The 18322-nt window shown below is 48.9% G+C and carries 25 protein-coding genes; 18 read left to right on the forward strand and 7 right to left on the reverse strand.

The features are described from left to right. From CBW65_RS07405 to CBW65_RS07430, 6 genes are all read left to right on the forward strand, one after another. On the forward strand, positions 1-636 hold the full coding sequence (locus tag CBW65_RS07405) for an SMI1/KNR4 family protein (protein ID WP_087456314.1): 636 nt from the start codon (positions 1-3) through the stop codon (positions 634-636). 113 nt (positions 637-749) lie between these two features. Next, positions 750-1160 (forward strand): hypothetical protein, encoded by a 411-nt coding sequence (locus tag CBW65_RS07410; protein ID WP_087456315.1) that lies wholly within the window; start codon positions 750-752, stop codon positions 1158-1160. Beyond that, positions 1120-1572: an Imm30 family immunity protein gene (locus tag CBW65_RS07415; RefSeq protein ID WP_232463461.1), complete on the forward strand. Its 453-nt coding sequence runs from the start codon at positions 1120-1122 to the stop codon at positions 1570-1572. The genes CBW65_RS07410 and CBW65_RS07415 overlap by 41 nt, the downstream gene beginning before the upstream one ends. Before the next feature lie 44 nt (positions 1573-1616). Continuing rightward, positions 1617-2258 carry an immunity protein Imm33 domain-containing protein gene (locus CBW65_RS07420; RefSeq protein WP_087456317.1) on the forward strand — a complete coding sequence of 214 codons (642 nt, stop codon included), beginning with the start codon at positions 1617-1619 and terminating at the stop codon, positions 2256-2258. Between the two features lie 28 nt (positions 2259-2286). Next, positions 2287-2754 carry an SMI1/KNR4 family protein gene (locus CBW65_RS07425; protein ID WP_087456318.1) on the forward strand — a complete coding sequence of 156 codons (468 nt, stop codon included), beginning with the start codon at positions 2287-2289 and terminating at the stop codon, positions 2752-2754. Positions 2755-2777: 23 nt separating this feature from the next. Continuing rightward, the gene (locus CBW65_RS07430) at positions 2778-3482 is read left to right on the forward strand and encodes a hypothetical protein (protein WP_087456319.1); all 705 of its coding nucleotides are present in this window, start codon (positions 2778-2780) and stop codon (positions 3480-3482) included. 129 nt (positions 3483-3611) lie between these two features. On the opposite strand, the gene tnpC is transcribed toward CBW65_RS07430, so the two are convergent. Genes tnpC through tnpA form a run of 3 tightly spaced genes read right to left on the reverse strand, consistent with a single transcriptional unit; the run spans position 3612 to position 5930 of the window. Beyond that, positions 3612-5210, reverse strand: a complete 1599-nt coding sequence (tnpC, locus tag CBW65_RS07435; protein WP_087456260.1) for an IS66 family transposase — start codon at positions 5208-5210, stop codon at positions 3612-3614. A 58-nt stretch (positions 5211-5268) separates the two neighbouring features. Next, positions 5269-5625 (reverse strand): IS66 family insertion sequence element accessory protein TnpB, encoded by a 357-nt coding sequence (gene tnpB / locus CBW65_RS25340; protein ID WP_087456259.1) that lies wholly within the window; start codon positions 5623-5625, stop codon positions 5269-5271. Next, positions 5619-5930: an IS66 family insertion sequence element accessory protein TnpA gene (gene tnpA / locus CBW65_RS07445; protein ID WP_087456258.1), complete on the reverse strand. Its 312-nt coding sequence runs from the start codon at positions 5928-5930 to the stop codon at positions 5619-5621. The genes tnpB and tnpA overlap by 7 nt, the downstream gene beginning before the upstream one ends. 130 nt (positions 5931-6060) lie before the next feature. Between tnpA and CBW65_RS07450 the strand changes: the two genes are divergently transcribed. The 7 genes from CBW65_RS07450 (at position 6061) to CBW65_RS07480 (ending at position 11486) form a co-directional block, all read left to right on the forward strand. Then, positions 6061-6990: an Imm30 family immunity protein gene (locus CBW65_RS07450; RefSeq protein ID WP_087456320.1), complete on the forward strand. Its 930-nt coding sequence runs from the start codon at positions 6061-6063 to the stop codon at positions 6988-6990. Positions 6991-7099: 109 nt separating this feature from the next. Then, the gene (locus tag CBW65_RS07455) at positions 7100-7396 is read left to right on the forward strand and encodes a YaaL family protein (RefSeq protein WP_198299781.1); all 297 of its coding nucleotides are present in this window, start codon (positions 7100-7102) and stop codon (positions 7394-7396) included. A gap of 441 nt (positions 7397-7837) precedes the next feature. Continuing rightward, positions 7838-8104: a pro-sigmaK processing inhibitor BofA family protein gene (locus tag CBW65_RS07460; RefSeq protein WP_087456321.1), complete on the forward strand. Its 267-nt coding sequence runs from the start codon at positions 7838-7840 to the stop codon at positions 8102-8104. 133 nt (positions 8105-8237) lie between these two features. Next, entirely contained in the window at positions 8238-8444 is a 207-nt protein-coding gene (locus tag CBW65_RS07465; RefSeq protein ID WP_198299782.1) for a sigma factor G inhibitor Gin, read from the forward strand. Positions 8445-8822: 378 nt separating this feature from the next. Beyond that, positions 8823-9293 (forward strand): DUF6431 domain-containing protein, encoded by a 471-nt coding sequence (locus CBW65_RS24795; RefSeq protein WP_087456323.1) that lies wholly within the window; start codon positions 8823-8825, stop codon positions 9291-9293. A gap of 44 nt (positions 9294-9337) precedes the next feature. Further along, positions 9338-10693 carry a DDE-type integrase/transposase/recombinase gene (locus CBW65_RS07475; RefSeq protein ID WP_087456324.1) on the forward strand — a complete coding sequence of 452 codons (1356 nt, stop codon included), beginning with the start codon at positions 9338-9340 and terminating at the stop codon, positions 10691-10693. Then, positions 10686-11486: an ExeA family protein gene (locus CBW65_RS07480; protein ID WP_087456325.1), complete on the forward strand. Its 801-nt coding sequence runs from the start codon at positions 10686-10688 to the stop codon at positions 11484-11486. The genes CBW65_RS07475 and CBW65_RS07480 overlap by 8 nt, the downstream gene beginning before the upstream one ends. Before the next feature lie 307 nt (positions 11487-11793). Here the strand turns inward: CBW65_RS07480 and CBW65_RS07485 are convergent, their stop codons facing one another. Both CBW65_RS07485 and CBW65_RS07490 read right to left on the reverse strand, forming a co-directional pair. Then, on the reverse strand, positions 11794-12321 hold the full coding sequence (locus tag CBW65_RS07485) for an ImmA/IrrE family metallo-endopeptidase (RefSeq protein ID WP_087456326.1): 528 nt from the start codon (positions 12319-12321) through the stop codon (positions 11794-11796). After that, positions 12311-12652, reverse strand: a complete 342-nt coding sequence (locus CBW65_RS07490) for a helix-turn-helix domain-containing protein (protein WP_087456327.1) — start codon at positions 12650-12652, stop codon at positions 12311-12313. The genes CBW65_RS07485 and CBW65_RS07490 overlap by 11 nt, the downstream gene beginning before the upstream one ends. Before the next feature lie 216 nt (positions 12653-12868). On the opposite strand from CBW65_RS07490, the gene CBW65_RS24560 reads away from it, so the two are divergent. Both CBW65_RS24560 and CBW65_RS07495 read left to right on the forward strand, forming a co-directional pair. Further along, entirely contained in the window at positions 12869-13039 is a 171-nt protein-coding gene (locus CBW65_RS24560; protein ID WP_198299783.1) for a hypothetical protein, read from the forward strand. A gap of 292 nt (positions 13040-13331) precedes the next feature. Beyond that, complete coding sequence (locus CBW65_RS07495) at positions 13332-14021, forward strand: hypothetical protein (RefSeq protein ID WP_087456328.1); 690 nt, start codon at positions 13332-13334, stop codon at positions 14019-14021. A 53-nt stretch (positions 14022-14074) separates the two neighbouring features. On the opposite strand, the gene CBW65_RS24140 is transcribed toward CBW65_RS07495, so the two are convergent. Further along, positions 14075-14251 (reverse strand): hypothetical protein, encoded by a 177-nt coding sequence (locus CBW65_RS24140; RefSeq protein ID WP_157721826.1) that lies wholly within the window; start codon positions 14249-14251, stop codon positions 14075-14077. A 17-nt stretch (positions 14252-14268) separates the two neighbouring features. Beyond that, a complete protein-coding gene (locus CBW65_RS07500; protein WP_087456329.1) occupies positions 14269-15699 on the reverse strand; it encodes an NAD-dependent malic enzyme in 1431 nt (476 codons plus the stop codon). Positions 15700-15893: 194 nt separating this feature from the next. Here CBW65_RS07500 and CBW65_RS07505 point away from each other — a divergent pair, with 194 nt between their 5' ends. The 3 genes from CBW65_RS07505 to CBW65_RS07515 are packed head-to-tail and all read left to right on the forward strand — an operon-like array spanning position 15894 to position 18294. Then, positions 15894-17294 (forward strand): aminotransferase class I/II-fold pyridoxal phosphate-dependent enzyme, encoded by a 1401-nt coding sequence (locus tag CBW65_RS07505; protein WP_198299784.1) that lies wholly within the window; start codon positions 15894-15896, stop codon positions 17292-17294. A gap of 24 nt (positions 17295-17318) precedes the next feature. After that, the gene (gene tmk / locus CBW65_RS07510) at positions 17319-17948 is read left to right on the forward strand and encodes a dTMP kinase (protein WP_232463462.1); all 630 of its coding nucleotides are present in this window, start codon (positions 17319-17321) and stop codon (positions 17946-17948) included. 16 nt (positions 17949-17964) lie between these two features. Next, positions 17965-18294: a cyclic-di-AMP receptor gene (locus tag CBW65_RS07515; protein ID WP_087456332.1), complete on the forward strand. Its 330-nt coding sequence runs from the start codon at positions 17965-17967 to the stop codon at positions 18292-18294. Positions 18295-18322: the final 28 nt, after the last annotated feature.

The raw sequence follows: 18322 nt of genomic DNA on the forward strand, positions 1-18322 counted from the left end.
ATGAACTATCTTGATCATTTAGAAAGTGTTGTGAGAGGACTACGGGAAATTGATGGGATCGAAATTGAACGTTTGGTGATTTCTGATCCAACAAACCTTGATGAAATTACGAATGTTGAAAACAACTTAAGTTTTCGCCTACCAGAATCACTAAGAAATCTGTACTTAGAGAACGCTGCCTCAATTCATCTTGTCTGGACTGCCGAAAAAGAGGTATTTGGAAGTGAATGTAAAAGGGGTGAAATTCGATTACTTTCACCGAGTGAGATTTACGAGTATTATCAGGACATGATTGCAATTGTCCAAGAGTACACCTTACACGACAATGAGAACAGTGAAGGTGTCGAGGCTTTAATAACCGATTGGCCCGGGTGGCTCCCACTCTTTATTTTCCCAAATGGCGATTCCTTCTGCCTTAAAAAGGACGGTGGGCAAGTCATGTTTCTAGAGCATAATGTGATGGACGATGGGCCAAATTTGCATGGGTTATTAATCGCTCAAAGTTTTGAAGAACTAATGAAAAAATGGGGAAGTGTAGGATACGTTGATCTATACGATTGGTATGAGGGAGTGGATGACTCAGGAATTGATTTGGGCAAAGGTATCTACTCTAAGCTGATTGAAAAATTACACTAGAACCATCGAAATGAGGGGTGCTGAGAATTCAGTGCCCCTTTTTTAAATGACAACGACCTGATCACCGGCGAAAAGCTGAAGAATGACAGAATTTAGAGCAAAAGAGGTGTGTTATGGAGTTCGCAATTACTGCTTATCGTAGTGCTGGCCCAATTCAATTTGGTATGCCGAGGGCGGATGTCCGTCGGGTACTGAATGAGAGTGTCTCCGAATTCAGAAAATCGGAGCCCTCTGTGGCTTTGACCGATGCGTTTGAATGGTGTCATGTTTACTATAAATCTTCAGAACTATGTGAAGCGGTTGAATTTTTCGAACCTGCTGACCCGACTTTTATGGGGCGAAAGCTGATCGGTCGACCGTTTAGGGAAGTAAGAGAGTTTTTTCAAGAGATTGACGATTCAATCGAAGTTGATGAGTCGGGTTTCATTTCTTTTCGGTATGGAATCGGGGTGTTTGTAACACTTTTATCGCAAGAGGCTCCAATTGACGGGGTTATTGTTTTTGAGGATGGGTATTACGACTGAAGAGCTATATTTGAGGGACTTTGAAGTAGCCATCGAGTCAATGATGAATCTCGGTGAAGAGAGTTTGATCTCGGATCTGTGTTTGGGTTTTGATGACTCAGCCGAACATGATGAAATAATGTTTGGGCTTGTTCATGCGATCGAGTGCTTAGATAGAGTTTTTGGACAAGAGGTCGCGCTTAGAAAACTGGCCGTCTCATTGCCAACGTTGTTTCCTCATGCAAAAGGTTGGGCAGTGATCCTTAACAAAAGAATCTTAAATCACGCTCCAAGTCTAATCATCTACGCGGAAGTGGTAAAGAATCTTGATCCTGATAAAAAAGAGTTAATTACTAGTTTGATTCGCGAGATTAGAGATGAACCTTCAAGAAAGTTTGAAACAAAAGGGGCTACATTCATCGCGTACATGTAAAACGATTGAGCTCTCATATGTTTTGAGCGGGGGAAGGGTGCGGTATGAGGACTGTTTATCGAGAAATAGATGTCTACTTTGAGAACCGGTATATAAAAACAAATGGTCTACTAAATTGCATTGGTAGGGAATTGAAAGTAGTCGTTGGGAAAGAAGAGGGTCAGGATTATATAGAAGTATTAAAATACTTAGTGGATTATATACTCGACTACAATCCTACGATAAAGCCTGATCAGACAATCGCGTACTATTCGTGGATTTTGAAATTGAATTCTGATGATGCCCCCTTCTATAACCTTTGGGAGGCCGACAGCAATGGAGATGGTTATATTCAAGGTGTCGATTACTCAATTCAGGTCATTAGGGAGCAAGGAGAGGAGTGTAAAAAACACAATGTTACTCCGAGCTTCCCAACTTTCGCACAAAATATTGTTATTTCGAAAGGGGTATATGAAGGGCTTGCAGTTGATGCCGTAAGGTATCCTTCACCTAGTCACATGTCAGGGTGGTGGATCACAACTGATCTATACGATGACAACATAGATTCACTAATGAATGTGCATTATTACCACTTGGCTTTTAAGAGGCCGGATTTACTTAAGTATCTTGCCTTACCGTATGGTTTTAGGTTCTATATTTCTGAACGAGAGAAAGATGTATGGTTTTCTCAAGATGTACTAGAGTAGTTTTTTCAAATAGGAGGTCGAGACCCGGATGTCCGGTTTTTTCTTTCTTAGAAAATATGTGTTGCACGAGGGAGAAGACAATGCCAGCCAGGGGAATCATTCTTTTTACAGTTTAGAAGAATCTGAAGTTCTTGAGGCTGAATCACGAATTTCTCGAGAATTCCCAGAGGAATTACGTTCATTTTACCTAGAAATAGGGTATGGATTTTTATGTATTCAAAGCAAACAAGGCATTAATAGGATCATGGATCCAATGAGTGTGGCTGATTTTAGACTCGGTGAAGACATTTATGAATTTGATCCAGATCGTGAGCTCTACGATAATGTAAACTCACTTGTCTTTTTCGAGGTTTCGGAAGGAAGCTATTTAACCATGGATGTAAGCCAAGAAGAACATAATGGCGAATGCAAAATTTATTATTTCGGGAAAGCAATCGCAAACAACTTAGAAGAATTTCTAAGACGGATGGATGCAGAGCCGAACTACTTTATTTAGCTATAGTATTAGAGGTGATGATCATGTTAACGGAAAAATGCCGTCTTCTACTGCTCGAACAAGGTGAGGAAACGCAGGTAGAGATACATACCTCCTTTATAGGAGGAATCCCACATATCCCTTCAGACTATGAATTGCCCATTTGCCATTTGTGTGGAGAGCAGCAGACCTTTTATTTTCAAGTAGCATTTCCAGATAGCCATTTATGGGCTGGCCGTACAATGGCTTTATTCTCCTGTACATCGTGTGCGCATAAAGATTATTTAATACCTGAGATGTTGTCCGGAGAATTAACTGGAGCAGATATCCCTGCAGGATTTCTGGAAACATACCAGAAAAACTTTAGAATACTAATTTACAAAACTTCATCAGGTACAAAACGTGATGACTATAAGGAAAAGATAAAGTACAAGAAAATCAACCTTGTAGAAAATGCCGATCAGTATATTGATGCAAACAAAATAGGTGGTTGCCCAAATTGGATTTTAGACGATGAGGCGCCTGCCACGTATAACAAGGATCTAGACATGTTCTTCCTGATGCAAATATTAGAGGGGGCCACGTTCGAAATAGTCCCTGGCGCTCCTTCTCAAATAGTGTTAGGGCTATCGGGGGAGCCAGAAGCTTCGAATTCGGGATATTATGAATTATTTCTTGGCAATAACGTCTATTTCTTCGGAACAGAAAGCAAGGAAAATAAGTCGGTATATATCATTACACAAATCTAGGAAAGAAAGACTGAATCCATCATACAGTATTATTGTAAGCGTAAAACAGTCCCCACCTTGTGTCGTTTGCCGAAAGGTGGGGACTGCTTGAAAGATATTCATCGTAAACAAAACACGAATAACCTTCAGCTACGCAAGAACTGAAGGCGATTCGTGCTTTTTATTAAATACTCGGCAGATGAGCGGCAGCGTGTCCGACCACGGGAGCAAGCGATCCAGCTCATGGTGATCATGAGGGTTCGCAAGGTTGGGCAGGGTCTCGAAGAGATAGGTCAGGTAGACCAGCGGATTTACCCCGTTCGCCTTCGCCGTCTCGACAAGACTATAGATCACAGCGCTTGCCTTTGCGCCGCGTGGAGTATTGGCGAACAGCCAATTTTTCCGTCCAATCACGAATGGTTTGATGGCGCGTTCACTTCGGTTGTTGTCGATCTCCAAACGCCCATCGAGCAAAAACGCCCCCAATGCTACCCATTGGTTCTGGCAGTACTTTATGGCCTGCCCCAGTGCGCTCTTCGGTAACGCGCGGGATTTTTGAGTCTGTAGCCATACCGAAAATTCCTCCAGTATGGGCCGACTACGCTCCAAACGGGCCGTGTATCGTTCTTCCGGCGAGGCATCTTTCATCTCGCGTTCGATCGCGAAAAGACGATTGCAGAACTCGAGCCCTTCTTTCGCGGTTACAGCTGCGGTTCGGCTGGAGGCCGGCAATGCTTTCAGAGCCTCGTCGAACTTGCGGCGAGCATGTGCCCAACACCCGACCAGGGTGACGTTAGGGATCTTCTTATACCCCGCGTATCCGTCCACATGCAGGTAGCCGTGAAACTCGGACAGGAACTGTCGCGGGTGTTCGCCTGCTCGTGTCGGCTGGTAGTCATACACGATGATCGGATGACTGTTGCGCCCGGTACGGTAAAGCCAGAGATACGATGTGCTCTTGGCTGCCCGACCCGGTTCACGCAGTACTTGCAGGGTCGTTTCATCGGCATGCAGAATGTCTTGCTTCAGCATGTGCTCTCGCATACGATTCTCCAGCAGGCTCAGCCAGCGGTCAGCTGCATAGATCATCCAGTTGGCCATCGTTTGTCGCGACAGGTTTACTCCGAGAAGCATGAGTTGCTGCTCCTGACGATACAAGGGCAAGCCTTCCCCGTACTTTTGATTCATGATAAAAGCCAATGCGGATGGGGAAGCCAAACTGCCAGGATATACAGGTTGCGGCATGGGAGCTGTCAGCACGGGAGTGCTGATCTCCTCACGCTCACAACGGCGGCACGCATACACATAGCGAACATGCTTCAACACTTTTACTTGAGCCGGGATGATTTTCAGCTCTTGGCGAACCTCCGTGCTCATTTCATGGGTAGGACCACCGCAGCACGAGCAGACCTGCTCGTCTTCCGAGAGACGGTATTCCACCGTTTCAACCGGCAGGTTTTCAAGCAATTCTTCTCGCTGTCCACGTTTCTTCTTGCGGACGTATTGAATCGTTTCTGCGGTCGGCTCTGGCACGGCTGTGGAGGATTCGGATTCCGCTTCGTTGAACAGTTCCAACTGATCCGCGTTTGTCCGCTCACTTGAGGCACCGAAACGCTTCTGTTGGCTGAGACGAAACTGTTGTTCCAACCAGTTGAGCTTAGCTTTCAACTCTGCGTTTTGTATTCCAAGTTGTATGTTCTGTTTTTGAAGTTCTTCAATGGTGGTTGGGATGGCTATTGTAGGTTTCATACTTTTTTCTTCGCCTTGAAGCTCTCATTCTCCTAGTGAGAACAAGAATTTTTTCATACTAAATCACCGTCTGTGCGGTGAGTTTCGGGTGTGCCTTTCGTTGCTGAAGCGACAAGCCATCCAGAAGCCACCGCAACTCTCTTCGACTGATCTGCATCGTTGGACCAGATTTCTTTTGCGGCCATTGGAAGGTTCCTCGCTCTAAGCGGCGATAGTAGAGCCAAAAGCCGTTATGCTCCCAGTGCAGGATTTTAAGTTTGTCTCGTTGCCGATTGCAAAAGACAAACAGGCATTGGGAGAATGGATCCAGTTCGAAACTCTCCTGAACCAAGGCGGCCAAACCGTCTATCGACTTGCGAAGGTCCGTGTGGCCGCTGGCTATGTAGACACGAGTTATGTCGGTTTCGTTTAACATATCGTTTGCAAGGCAAGGACGACATCCGCCAACAGGTCTCGATTGAAACCTGGCTTGACTTCGATCACGGCAGAGCCAATTTTGACCTGCAAGCAGGAGTCGGTTTCGTTACTTGGCTGTTGGTCTGCGCAGACCTCCAACCAGCGAGGTGAAGGCATCTCAGTGTTGGAGAGCTTGCGCAGCCAATAGTAGTACTGGCGAGAATTGATCTGATGAGCTGTACACCACGCCGCTACACTTTGACCGCTGGCGCGGCAGTCAGAGATTCGAGATTCCCATACAGCTCGAAGCTCGCTTCGAGTCATAAAAAATTCCTCCTCATTTCCGTCTGAGGAGGATTATCTCATGCTCTATGTTTCGTGTGGAGGTGGGGAGTATTAGACGCTTACGTATTATTTGGCTGGAAGAATCTATTTTCGTATTGAGGTGTGAACAATGACCAGCGAGAAATACGAACACACAACCACAATCGTATTGTACGGTGAATTGGACGAAAAGGACGGCCAAGGTTGGTTGAACTGGTTGGAATATGCACAAAACTTATCTGGGAGACTTGGATTTCCAGCAAACTATGTAGGTGTGCGCGGGGAGACCTTCAAATCTGGGAAGGTGCTCACCCTTAAAAGAACGGTGAAGCGCATTCAGAAGGCAGTAGAAAATAACGAGCAAATACAAAATATCTCTTTCTATTCTTTGCCTGATGATTTTGGGACTGCGATATTCGATTATGATGTTTACCTCTCAAGGTGTAGCGATTATGCTCAAGTGCTGGTTACGATGAGCAGTGAACGGTATGCTCGCATTGATTCGCAGGAAGTGATTGATGAACTCAAGCAGCATATTCGATTCAGCTCGGGCGAGGTGTTTACGATGTCCAGAAGAGATGTACCATCACTTTATGCTGCAAAACTAAATCCTCCGGGCACACACAAATCTGTTCAGGTGATCGACCGTATGTACAACAGCGATTTGGTGAACCGGTTGTACGCGTGCCGGAAACTTCGCACTGAATTAGAGATTGCTGACTTTGAAGAGACTGTTGAGTCACTTTTGAGTCTTGGCGGGGACAATCTGACTCGTGATTTACTTGTGGGCTTCGATGATGAGACGGAACACACCGATGTGATGTTTGGACTTGTACATGCAGTGGAATCACTCGACCGGATCGTAGGAACCGAGAAAGCCCTAACAGATTTGGCTGAAGCGATGCCAAGCATTTTGCCGCATGCGAAGAAGTGGGCCATCCTGCTGCACAAACGAATTGCAAATCATGCTCCAAGCCTCGAAGTATATCAGAAGATTGTATCTCAACTGGATCACACGACGAACACAGTGGTGAGCGCTCTGTTTGAAGAAGTTCAATGAACTCCTTTATCCAAGTCTAACCGCTCTAAAAACCTGTCATATCTCCCCCAACGCTTGACTATACTTCTACTAATCTTAAAAAAGTTTAGGCAGAAGAGGAGGGGCGCTGGTGTCGAAGGAAGGGGCCGGGGGGAACTGGAAGAAGGTCGTGGATCTGATTCGGGGTCGGAGGCCGGTAGAGGAAGGGCCGACGGAGATGGAGAAGCTGCAGGTGGAGATCGAACAGGCACGGGAAGAATGGGCGATCGCGCAGCAGCACATCGATCACGTATCCGATCCGGAACTGATCGACCACGCGATCTACTACCTGGAAGCTGCAGAACGTAAATACGGGTATCTGCTCCGCGAAGCCAAGCGGCTGCAGGCGAAAGCAACTCCGCATCAGGCACAAGCGCTCCTTGAATAAAGGGGCGTTTTTGCTTGATTTTCCGTTGCGCTCCAAGGGCTGGATATGATAAGATAGCAATGTAAGGATTTCGTGAAACTACGGTAAAGATAAATTATAAATTGTGTATACAGTTTATAGAAGAGCATTTTGATCGGACTACTCATATAAAAAATGAACCTGACTTAACGGATTCCTAAGTATTAAAAAGGGCCGTTCTTTAGCCTACCTAGAATTTTGTAACATAATGGTAACATTTAGTCCTGCATATTTCGTCGAATTTCTGATATACTAGAAAGTGACCACCAAAGTTTAACATTTTGGATGGCCTCCCAGGGCGATGGCGAACGAGCCTCGCTCCATTGAGACGGTGACATTTGTCACCGCTTTTTTTTTTGCCCCTATCATGTTCCGAACTCCCTGCGCATAGAGTAGGAAGGAGGACAAGGAGGGGAAGAAACGATGTCAGCATGGCAAGTAATCGGGATGCTCGTCGGCGCAGTCGTGCTTATCTATATGATCGCTCGTTTCATGCGCGAACCGGGACAAGCGGTCATGGGGATGCTGCGCGGGCTGATCGTCGGCGTCGTGGCTTTGTTTGTGATCAATTTGATCGGGGCTTCGTTTGGCTTCCATATCGCCATCAACCCGGTCACCGCCGCGACGACCGCCATACTCGGATTGCCGGGTGTCGCAGCGCTCGTTGTGATGAACGTCTGGATGGTGTAAAGCACACTTTAACACGTATATGCAAAAAGCCGATGTTTCTATTCTTCAGAAACATCGGCTTTTTCACGTATAAAACTCTTTGAAACCGTTATAATGGATTGCTAGAAGGCTTGAGCAGAGGATGGTGGTCAGGATGGAAGAGTTGAACGTATTTGGTGACAAACAAAGCGGCGGCACTTGCATCGTCTGCGGGGAACTGAAGGAATTTGGCATCCGAATCATTTCGCAGTTCCTGTGTCACGAGTGCGAGCGAGAGATCGTCAAGACGGACGCGCAAGATGAGAAATATCAATACTATGTGGAACGCATGAAACAGATCTGGCTGGAAGCCATTTCGTAACCAGTCAAAAGCCCGTCTGGCCTAAGTGTCAGATGGGCTTTTTTTGCGTAAAATTGATTGATGATTACACATGAATAAATTCATTCAACCGTTGCTGCTACTGTTATTGGTACCGTTGTCGCGCCATAATCCGTTAAGTGTTACAGCCGATTGAAAATGACCAAAAGCTGACGCTGTTGCCTGTCCAATGGTTGACGGATATAATGACCACCATACATATCTTACAAAGGAAAAGGACGCCTCTGTATGACGTGCCACTGCTCGAACAGTTGCACCAGAGTCGTCCCCCAAAAATAGCATGATTAGTATATCAAATTATCAGCTCGAAAAAAATAGAGAACTTTTTTCGTAAGGAGTGCAGAGCAACATTTTTGCCCTTTGTGTGAGCAAGATCTGTTTGTTATCGGAAGCCGAAGTCGTATTGGGCGTAAGCCAACCGGTGAACGAATCACCTACATCATTCGTCGTCTGCGTTGCAAGTGTTGCAAGAAGATCCATCATGAATTGCCGGACTTGCTCGTTCCTAACAAACATTACGAAGCTGAATGCCTCGAATCAGTTTTGTCACATGGACAGTCCGTAGGCGTAGCTGCAGATGACTCAACCTTGCATCGCTGGCACGTTTGGTTCAAGAAGTGTTGGCAGTACTGGGTGAATTGTTTATCAACGATAGCGGCGCGTACAGGAAATCCGGTGGAGCCATTGTCCGTATCTTCACCGTCTGCACTCCAAAGGATCGGACATTATGTTGGACAAGGAGTCGGATGGCTGGCGAGACTTGTCCGACCCATCGTTCATTCTCAATTATGGGTACATACCCGTTTTGCCTTCTTGTCCGCTGTCCCTTGATGTATCGTGAATCTACATCCTATTGGAAAGGACTGTAGATTCCTATGAATAGTGAAAAAAAGGCGGAAGAAATCGCCGTTGAAAGAATGCAACTGATCTCTCCTCTTGTAGCCCAAGGGATTGACCCTGGAAAAGCCAAAGAACTGAAGAAAGCCATTTGTGAGCAAACCGGATTATCCGAGCGAACCCTCCGCCGCTATCTGTCTGCCTATCGAACCGAAGGGTTCGCAGGACTTCGACCTAAAAGAAAAAGTCAGCGGCAAACAGCCGAAGCTATCACGCCCAATCTCCTCGAGCAAGCGATACTGCTTCGCCGAGAGGTTCCCAGCCGTAGTGTCGCGCAGATCATTCAGATCTTGGAGTGGGAAGGCTTGGCGAAGCCTGGTAAGATCAAGCGCAGCACCTTGCAGGAAAAATTGATGGAGCGTGGCTACAGTACTCGCCACATGCGACTATACTCAACCTCTGGCCTTGCGGCCAGACGCTTTCAACACAAACAGCGTAACCAACTGTGGCAAGCTGATATCAAATTCGGGCCTTATCTACCGATTGGTGAAGGCGGAGCCAACAAGCAAGTCTATCTTGTTGCGTTCATCGACGATGCAACTCGTTACGTGTTGCATGCGGCTTTTTACCCAACACTCGATCAAACGATTGTGGAAGACTGTTTCCGTTACGCGATTCAAACAAATGGCGTACCTGATTCTGTCTACTTTGATAACGGCAAGCAATTTCGAACCAAAAGTATGACTCGTACCTGTGCCAAACTTGGCATACGTCTTCGCTTTACGAGACCGTATGCAGCCGAATCCAAAGGGAAAATCGAGCGTTTCAACCGGGTAATAGACAGTTTCCTAGCGGAAGCTGCGCTTGAAAAGCCCCAGACACTCGACCAGCTCAATCTGTTATTCCAAGTTTGGCTCACCGAATGTTACCAGACCAAACCCCATTCCGCACTCGATGACAACTCTAGCCCGCAGGTGGCGTTTCGAAGCGACTCGTCGCCGCTCCGACTTGCCGAAGAATCTCTCATTGCGGATGCGTTTTTACACAGCGAAACGCGAAAAGTGGACAAAGCTGGCTGTATCAGTTTTATGGGGAAGAAATACGAGGTCGGGCTTTCTTTCATTGGGCATAAGGTTGAAGTCGTCTACGACCCGCGTGACATCTCAACGATTACAATTGAGTATGGCAGCCATACACCGTGGCAGGCGAAAGAACTGATTATCGGTGAATGGGCAGGAAAACGCCCCTCTATCCCGTCGTCAATTGAACTGCTTACAGTCGAAGGTTCACGGTTACTGGACGCTGCGGAGAAGAAGAATCAAGTCAGGAAAGAACGTCAAACACGCGCCGTCTCATTCCGCAAAATTCGGGAGGAGGCGAACCGAGATGTTTGAGGCGTTTTATGAAATGGCGAGAACCCCTTTTTCTCGTGATATTCCTACCCATGAGCTGTATGCGTCGGATGTTTTGGAAGAAACGCTTGAGAGATTGGAATATACGGCCGAAAGGCAATGGTTCTCCGTTGTGACCGGCGATTGCGGAACTGGTAAAACAACGACGATCCGCCGATTCGCGGATGTGCTCGACACATCGAGATTTAAACTGTTGTACCTATCCGATTCAAAGCTAACGCCTCGCCATTTTTACAAGGGTTTGCTTGAACAGTTGGGGTGTGAAGCGAAGTTTTATCGAGGGGACAGCAAGAGACAACTGCATCGGGAAATTGAGCTGATGCGGGGGATTCATCGCTTGCAACCAGTCGTGGTGGTCGATGAAGCGCATCTGTTAGACAAAGAAATGTTTGAAGAAGTGCGGTTTCTGCTGAACTTCAAAATGGATGCCCAGAGTCCAATGGCTCTGATCCTAGTCGGACAAAATGAACTGTGGGATCGCCTTCAACTCCAGATGTTTACGGCCATTCGGCAAAGGATTGATCTACAGTGCAAACTGGTTCACTACGACCGCGTACAGGTTGGGGCGTACATAGCTCGTCATCTGGAATATGCGGGCGTTAGCCGTGACATTTTCACGGATGGTGCGGTTGATGAGATCTATCGTTATTCAAGTGGTACGATTCGCTTGGTGAATAAGGCGGCCACACATAGTCTGATCTATGGAGCAGCAAATAAGCATCGAATCATTGACGACCACATGGTGAAACGGGTAATCGCGGGAGAATTGACTTGATTCTCCCGTTTTTTCTTTCCTGTTTAACACCGCTCACGCGGTCATCTTTTCCGTCATTTCTTGGACAGCAGAGCCTATCAATTTACGGACATATTAGGGCAGTAGTAACAGTTAAGTTCTAATGACGACTTGGAGATTTTTAATGGGGAAGGGGGAAACAGGATAGAAGTTACAATTGTTATAATAGTTCAGAAAAGAGCGCCGGATATGATAACACAAATCCCACGCCCTTATATACAGATAACACTAAATAATATTTCTGATAATAAATAAATTTAATAAGTTTTTCTAGTGTGAGATGTCTGAGTCAAAGCAGGCCTAACTTTCCGAGTCGAATGCATAATGACTGGTGACTTACTCTAAACTTCCTACTTAACTCACTAATAATTTCGGTTTCTTCTTGGAAAGGATCGATACCATCGACAGCTATATTGGCCAATTCTTTCTTCACGAGCTCTTTTGGCATAAGCAATGCCGCAGCGAAAGTATTTGCTTCAATTTCTTCGATATTAGTCGCTTGGGAAGAGGTAGCATCTCTAAAATTAACAAAGAATTCTTTATCAATATGGATTGGATTTCCTTTGTGTAAGATGAAGTGCCCGATCTCATGTGCAATGGTGAATCGTTTTCTCTTTTCATGATGAAGTTTATTAACCCCTATTACAACTTGGTTCTGATCTCGATAAAGGACACCAGAAAGTTCATTTTCGAATTCTTCTTCGTGTATTTCGATTCCAAGTTTCTTTGCGATTTTCTCAACAGGAATAGGAAGTTGATTAATTTTGAGTTCCTCAAGTAACTTATATGCGCGCTTTTCAACTAGATCAAGTCTCATTCTTCTCCCCTTCTTTCATTTTTTCAATCATACTTTGGATAAATTCGAGTGCTTTCGGTGTGGCTGCATCCTTGATAGGTAAATCACCATTATCTAGAGCTAACCCAATAAGATCATCAAGTTGGGGAAGCAACTCATGCGGCGATATACTTAAAGCCCTTGCGAAGTTATAAAGCACGTGTATTTGTATCTTCTGGCGTCCAAGTTCTATATTTGTAACAGATGTCCGAGTCAAATCAACTTTTGTACTTAGATCGCTTTGAGTCCAGCTTTTATTTTCACGCGCTTCCCGTATTTTTTTTCCGATGTATTCGTACAGCGTGGTTTCCATTATAAGTATTCACCTCCTCGGTTATAACATTCGAATACTCTATTTTAAGTATTACGTATAAGAAAAGCAATGTCAATCAAGCAAACATAGCCAGATGTGTTTATATAGCAAACATTTTTGTGGTATATGATGTTTATGATGTTGACGTAGTTGTGTAGGAGTGCTACTATATTCCTGTAAGCAACTTAATCCAAATGAGGAAGGGGGGTTACTCCAATGGCTAAAAACGGAGAGCCGGGAAATGGCCGAATTGGGGCTGTAAAAGGAAGAAGCCAGTTTCAGGCAGCGAATGGCAACTGGGTAAAGCGTGACACTGAAACTGGCCGCTTTATGGATCAGAAGACAAGCAGTCCTACGCCGTTCAAAGGTGTACGTAAAGAGAAGTAAGTCAGCCGAGACCTTGCCGGTCGGAGATAGGTGATCTTCATGGGGCAAAATAAAAAGACAAGCCTTAGTGCTCGCAACACTAAGACTTGTCTGGTCTGAAGGCAACACGTACACATGTGCCACAGTGAAGGTGGAAGGTGTAGCAAAGGTCAGCAGAACCAAAAACTACAACCTACGTTTGGTACGATTACATAGTATAGATTCATATCACTATGCTTATTCGCTACAAGACTAAAAAGACCTTCCATCTTCACGATTTTTTCAAACTAATCGTGAAGGAAGGATGATTGTAATGAACATGCCAACACCGGCACAAAAAATTCCTGTAAAGTGGGTCTCGCTGACCTGCACCGTACTGTCTAGTTCGAAATACGGTTTAGATTACGACCGAGTTAAGGTGCTGCACGAAATCGGGTTGCAAAATCCTTTGCAGAAGGATGAGACTTTTTACATTCCGACGCAGGGCAAAGCAATCGACACCCGCGCTATCTTCCCCGACGGCGACATCGTAAATTTTGCAGGTCAACGGTTTGAGGACTTGCAGGATGAGCTTAACCAGTACATGGAAGCGGTCAAAAAAGGCGATGCGGAGAAGATGGATCAGTTGCACAACAGCTTCAAAGCGTTGCAAATGTTAACCCCAGTCCCTTACAAGGCAGGCACAGCGGTGCTTACTTTTGATTATGAACTCGCTCTCTACGCAAAGGACAACATCTTCAATCTGCAGATGTGGGCGCCGATGCCGAGTTTCGAGGTCGTTCAAGGCGGACAAGTTACAGCGAGCGTTCAACTCCCCAGCACTAACAATGCCGTAGGTTTTCGAGCGCGTATCTTGGAGGCAACTGGAAAACAGCTTGACCCGCAAGGTAACCAGCAGGCTGAAGTTTCAAAGGTGCTTGATCAGGACCTGGGTCTCCGCCATATGATTGTTTGGCATTGGGCGAATGATCCGCTGTTCACGGTGAAGTACCAATATCAGTAGAAACAAAAACAAGAAAAATCCCCTATTATGGGGATTTTTCTTGTTTCCTATATCTACTTCTTGCGAAACTTCTTCATCAGCTCATACGCGGCGATCCAGAGAATCCCGAGGATATCCAGCGCGAGCAGGTAGGTGTAGATGCTCATCGGATAGACCCAGCTCATCATGAAGATGACCGAGCCGATGGCGGCGAGCAGCACGATGACGAGCAGAGAGTTGGACGTGTTCATCACGAAACTCCTTTCGGCTACTGCTTGTCGCTGTAGTCGCGGTAACGGCGGCGCGCCACATTGGTTTTGTAGGCCGCTTCGATGACGGCGAGGCGGACGGCCTGCACGACTTTCTTATTGAAGACAGACGGAATGATGTAATGCTCCGACAGCTCGTCATCGCTGACGACGCTGGCGATCGCGTAGGCGGCTGCCAGTTTCATCTCTTCATTGATATCGGATGCTCGGCAGTCCAGCGCCCCTTTGAAGATGCCCGGGAAGCAGAGCAGGTTGTTGATCTGGTTCGGGTAGTCGGAACGGCCGGTCGCCATGACGCGCACATACGGCTCGGCCACATCCGGGTCGATCTCCGGGTTCGGGTTGGCCATCGCAAAGACGATCGGGTCTTGCGCCATCGACTGCAGGTGCTCGACTTTCAACACGCCAGGACCGGATACGCCGATGAAGACGTCTGCGCCTTGGATCACATCGGACAAGGTGCCTTGCAGGTTGTCCGGGTTGGTGTTTTCCGCGTACCACTGCCACATCGGATTCTCATACGGCTCGTGGCGGGAGATCACGCCCATGCGGTCGACGCCGATCACGTTTTTCACGCCGGCGAGGAGCAGCATCTTGGTGCAGGCGATCCCGGCCGCGCCGATGCCGGTTACGACGACTTTCAGATCTTCCAGCTTTTTGCCGACCAGTTTGACAGCGTTCATCAGACCTGCCAGCAGCACAACAGCTGTGCCGTGCTGGTCATCGTGGAAGACCGGGATGTCCAACTCCTGCTTCAGGCGCGCTTCGATCTCAAAGCAGCGCGGCGAGGAGATGTCTTCGAGGTTGATCCCGCCAAATGCCGGCGCGATCGCTTTGACGTGCGCGATGATCGCTTCGGTGTCTTTCGTATCGAGGCAGATCGGGAACGCGTCCACGCCTGCGAACTGCTTGAACAGCATCGCCTTGCCTTCCATGACCGGCATCGCCGCGTACGGGCCGATGTCGCCGAGACCAAGCACCGCTGTGCCGTCCGAAACGACGGCGACGGTGTTTTTCTTGATCGTCAGTTTAAACGCTTTGCCCGGATCTTCATGGATCGCTTCGCAGATCGACGCTACGTGCGGCGTGTAGACGCGCGCCAGTTCGTCGCGGTTGCGCACCGGGATCTTGGAGCGGATTTCGATCTTGCCGCCCAAGTGCATCAGCATCGTGCGGTCGGACACGTTGACGACGTGGATGCCTTCCGCCTTATCCAGCTGCTCGCGGATCACTTTGCCGTGGCGGCGGTCAAAGACGTTGACGTTGACGTCGCGGATCGATTGGTCTTTGCCCACCTGCACCACGTCGACGCCGATGATGTCGCCGCCTTCTTCGCCGATGATTTGTGCCACTTTGCCAAAGGTGATCGAGCTGTTTTGCAATTCAAGCCGGTAGATCAAAGACAGACCGGCAGTTCTTTCGTTTGCCATCTATTAGAACCTCCCATGTACTCAGTCCATAAGTGAATAAAATCTATTTTATCACTCTCGTCAATCAGAATGAAAGATTGCAAAGCCAAAAATCCGTTGTATGGTCCGATTTGGCAAGACTATAATAGGAAAAAGGAACTCGCACGGCAGATCTCGAAGTATAAGGTGATATGATGACAACTAGGATTCCCATTTTGCATGCAATCCTCTCGCATCTCCAACACAGTCCGACCGCTTTTCACGTCCCAGGCCACAAAATGGGGCGCGGGCTGCCCAGCGATTTGGGCGCGTGGCTTGGCGCAGCAGGGCGGCTCGATCTGACGGAGATCCCCGGACTGGACGATCTGCATGCGCCCGAAGGCGCGATCCGCGAGGCGCAAGAGCTGGCCGCAGCGGCGTTTGGCGCAGAGGAGACCTTTTTTTTAATCAACGGCAGCACGGCGGGCAACCTCGCCATGGTGATGACGGTGTGCCAGCCGGATGATACCATACTCGTCCCGCGCAATTTGCACAAGTCGGTCATTCACGGCTTGGTGCTCGCGCAGGCCCGGCCCGTTTTTTACAGCCCGGACGTACATGCGGAGTTTGGCATCGCCGGCCGGGTCACACCGGAGGAGATCGAGCGGGCGGTGCGGGAGCATCCGCAGGCCAAGGCCGTGTTGATCACTTCGCCGACCTACCACGGCATCACATCCGATCTGCAGGCGATCGCCGACATCGCGCACCGCGCCGGGATGCTGCTCCTTGTCGACGAGGCACATGGGGCGCATTTTGCGTTCCATGAGGAGTTGCCCCGGACGGCGATGGCAGCGGGCGCCGACATGGCTGTGCAGAGCACGCACAAGCTGCTCGGCGCGCTGACCCAGGCGTCGATGCTGCATGTGCAAGGCCCGCGGGTCGACCGCGTGCGGCTGCGCAAACGCCTGCAGCTGGTGCAGAGCACCAGCCCGTCCTACCTCCTGATGGCGTCGCTCGATGCGGCCCGCTGGCAGATGGAGACGGAAGGACAAGCCCTTTTGGAAAAAGCGATCCGGGCCGTCTCCGATGGTGCCGAGCGGCTGAAGCAGACGGCAGGTCTTCACCTGCTGCCGGCCGATGATCCGCTGAAATGGACGATTGGGGTCACCGAACTTGGTCTGACCGGGACGGACGCTTACCGCATCTTGCAGGAAGAGCACAAGATGACGCTGGAACTGTCCGACCCGTACAATGTGCTCGCCGTCCTGACCTATGCGGACGGACCCCGGCAGGTCGACCGGCTGGTGACTGCGCTGTCCAAGCTGGCTCCTCAGGGAGAACGGCTGACCGTGCCGCCATACACCGCGCCGCCTGTGGGACGGGCAGTGATTCCTTTGCACGCCGCGTTTGATCTGCCAAGTGTTACGGTGCCGCTTCGGGAAGCGGCGGGAAAAGTGGCTGCGGAGATGGTGATTCCCTATCCGCCCGGCATTCCGCTCGTCTTGCCCGGTGAGGAACTAACAGCAGACATGATAGAATATATCGAGCAGCTGCGCCGCTCGGGAGTGCGTTTTTCCGGGGCGGAAGATGCAGCGATCAATACTTTGCAAGTGATACGGCAGCATGCTGTTACTTGATAGATTGGAAGGAGCAACGTGGACGTGGGGCTTTTTTTCACGCTGGAAGGGCCGGATGGCAGCGGCAAGTCGACGCAGATCAGGCGGCTCGCTGAACGTTTGGAGGAGAGCGGAATACGATATCTTACCACCCGGGAACCGGGCGGCACACCGATCAGCGATAAGATTCGCGCGCTGCTGCTCGATCCGGACAACCGGGAGATGACGGCGAAGACAGAGGCGCTTTTGTACGCCGCCTCCCGCGCCCAGCATGTGGCGCAAGTGATTCGCCCGGCGCTGGAACAGGGCGTTGTGGTGATCTGTGACCGCTACATCGACGCGTCGCTTGCGTATCAGGCGACCGGGCTGGGACTGTCGGTCGACTATGTGCGTGAACTGAACCGGGAGGCGACCGACGGCTTGTGGCCGACGAGAACCTATCTGATCGACGTGCCGGCAGAGGTGGGCATCGGCCGCGTGGCCAGAAGCAGAGGCGCAGGGCTCGATCGCATCGAACAGCGCGATCTGCACTATCACGGCCGCGTGCGCGATCAGTTCCTGCAGATCGCAGGAGAAGAACCGGAGCGTTTTCGCGTGCTCGACGGCACCCGCTCGATCGACGAAGTGACCGACGCCATCTGGGAGGATGTCCGCCAGTTCCTGAATGCAGACTAAAGGAGTGGGTCCCAAGGTGAAACTTGTGATTGCAGTCGTGCAGGACAAGGATAGCAACAAACTGTCGAATGAACTGGTGAAGAAGGGCTTTGGCGCGACCAAGCTCGCTTCCACCGGCGGCTTTTTGAAATCGGGCAACACCACATTTTTGATCGGCGTGGAAGAACATCGCGTCGAAGAGGTGCTGCAGGTGATCAAAGACACCTGCAAAGCGCGTGAAAAGACGATCACCCCGATGTCGAACATGGGCAGCACCGGCGAAACGTTTGTCCCGTATCCTGTCTCCGTGCAGGTCGGGGGCGCGACGGTGTTTGTCATCGACGTCGAGCATTTTGCACATTTTTAGAAGGCAGCTTGAGATAGGGGAGAGGTTT

The organism is Tumebacillus avium, from assembly GCF_002162355.1.
In the GTDB taxonomy this organism is placed as follows: domain Bacteria; phylum Bacillota; class Bacilli; order Tumebacillales; family Tumebacillaceae; genus Tumebacillus_A; species Tumebacillus_A avium.

Coding starts and splice junctions, on each gene's coding strand:
- CBW65_RS07465 (WP_198299782.1), top strand. CDS start 8,238: ATGGAAGAGTTGAACGTATTTGGTGACAAACAAAGCGGCGGCACTTGC.
- CBW65_RS07425 (WP_087456318.1), top strand. CDS start 2,287: ATGTCCGGTTTTTTCTTTCTTAGAAAATATGTGTTGCACGAGGGAGAA.
- CBW65_RS07500 (WP_087456329.1), bottom strand. CDS start 15,699: ATGGCAAACGAAAGAACTGCCGGTCTGTCTTTGATCTACCGGCTTGAA.
- CBW65_RS07420 (WP_087456317.1), top strand. CDS start 1,617: ATGAGGACTGTTTATCGAGAAATAGATGTCTACTTTGAGAACCGGTAT.
- tnpA (WP_087456258.1), bottom strand. CDS start 5,930: ATGACTCGAAGCGAGCTTCGAGCTGTATGGGAATCTCGAATCTCTGAC.
- tnpB (WP_087456259.1), bottom strand. CDS start 5,625: ATGTTAAACGAAACCGACATAACTCGTGTCTACATAGCCAGCGGCCAC.
- CBW65_RS07475 (WP_087456324.1), top strand. CDS start 9,338: ATGAATAGTGAAAAAAAGGCGGAAGAAATCGCCGTTGAAAGAATGCAA.
- CBW65_RS07490 (WP_087456327.1), bottom strand. CDS start 12,652: ATGGAAACCACGCTGTACGAATACATCGGAAAAAAAATACGGGAAGCG.
- CBW65_RS07405 (WP_087456314.1), top strand. CDS start 1: ATGAACTATCTTGATCATTTAGAAAGTGTTGTGAGAGGACTACGGGAA.
- tnpC (WP_087456260.1), bottom strand. CDS start 5,210: ATGAAACCTACAATAGCCATCCCAACCACCATTGAAGAACTTCAAAAA.
- CBW65_RS24140 (WP_157721826.1), bottom strand. CDS start 14,251: ATGAACACGTCCAACTCTCTGCTCGTCATCGTGCTGCTCGCCGCCATC.
- CBW65_RS07460 (WP_087456321.1), top strand. CDS start 7,838: ATGTCAGCATGGCAAGTAATCGGGATGCTCGTCGGCGCAGTCGTGCTT.
- CBW65_RS07410 (WP_087456315.1), top strand. CDS start 750: ATGGAGTTCGCAATTACTGCTTATCGTAGTGCTGGCCCAATTCAATTT.
- CBW65_RS07485 (WP_087456326.1), bottom strand. CDS start 12,321: ATGAGACTTGATCTAGTTGAAAAGCGCGCATATAAGTTACTTGAGGAA.
- CBW65_RS24560 (WP_198299783.1), top strand. CDS start 12,869: ATGGCTAAAAACGGAGAGCCGGGAAATGGCCGAATTGGGGCTGTAAAA.
- CBW65_RS07430 (WP_087456319.1), top strand. CDS start 2,778: ATGTTAACGGAAAAATGCCGTCTTCTACTGCTCGAACAAGGTGAGGAA.
- CBW65_RS07450 (WP_087456320.1), top strand. CDS start 6,061: ATGACCAGCGAGAAATACGAACACACAACCACAATCGTATTGTACGGT.
- CBW65_RS07495 (WP_087456328.1), top strand. CDS start 13,332: ATGAACATGCCAACACCGGCACAAAAAATTCCTGTAAAGTGGGTCTCG.
- CBW65_RS07480 (WP_087456325.1), top strand. CDS start 10,686: ATGTTTGAGGCGTTTTATGAAATGGCGAGAACCCCTTTTTCTCGTGAT.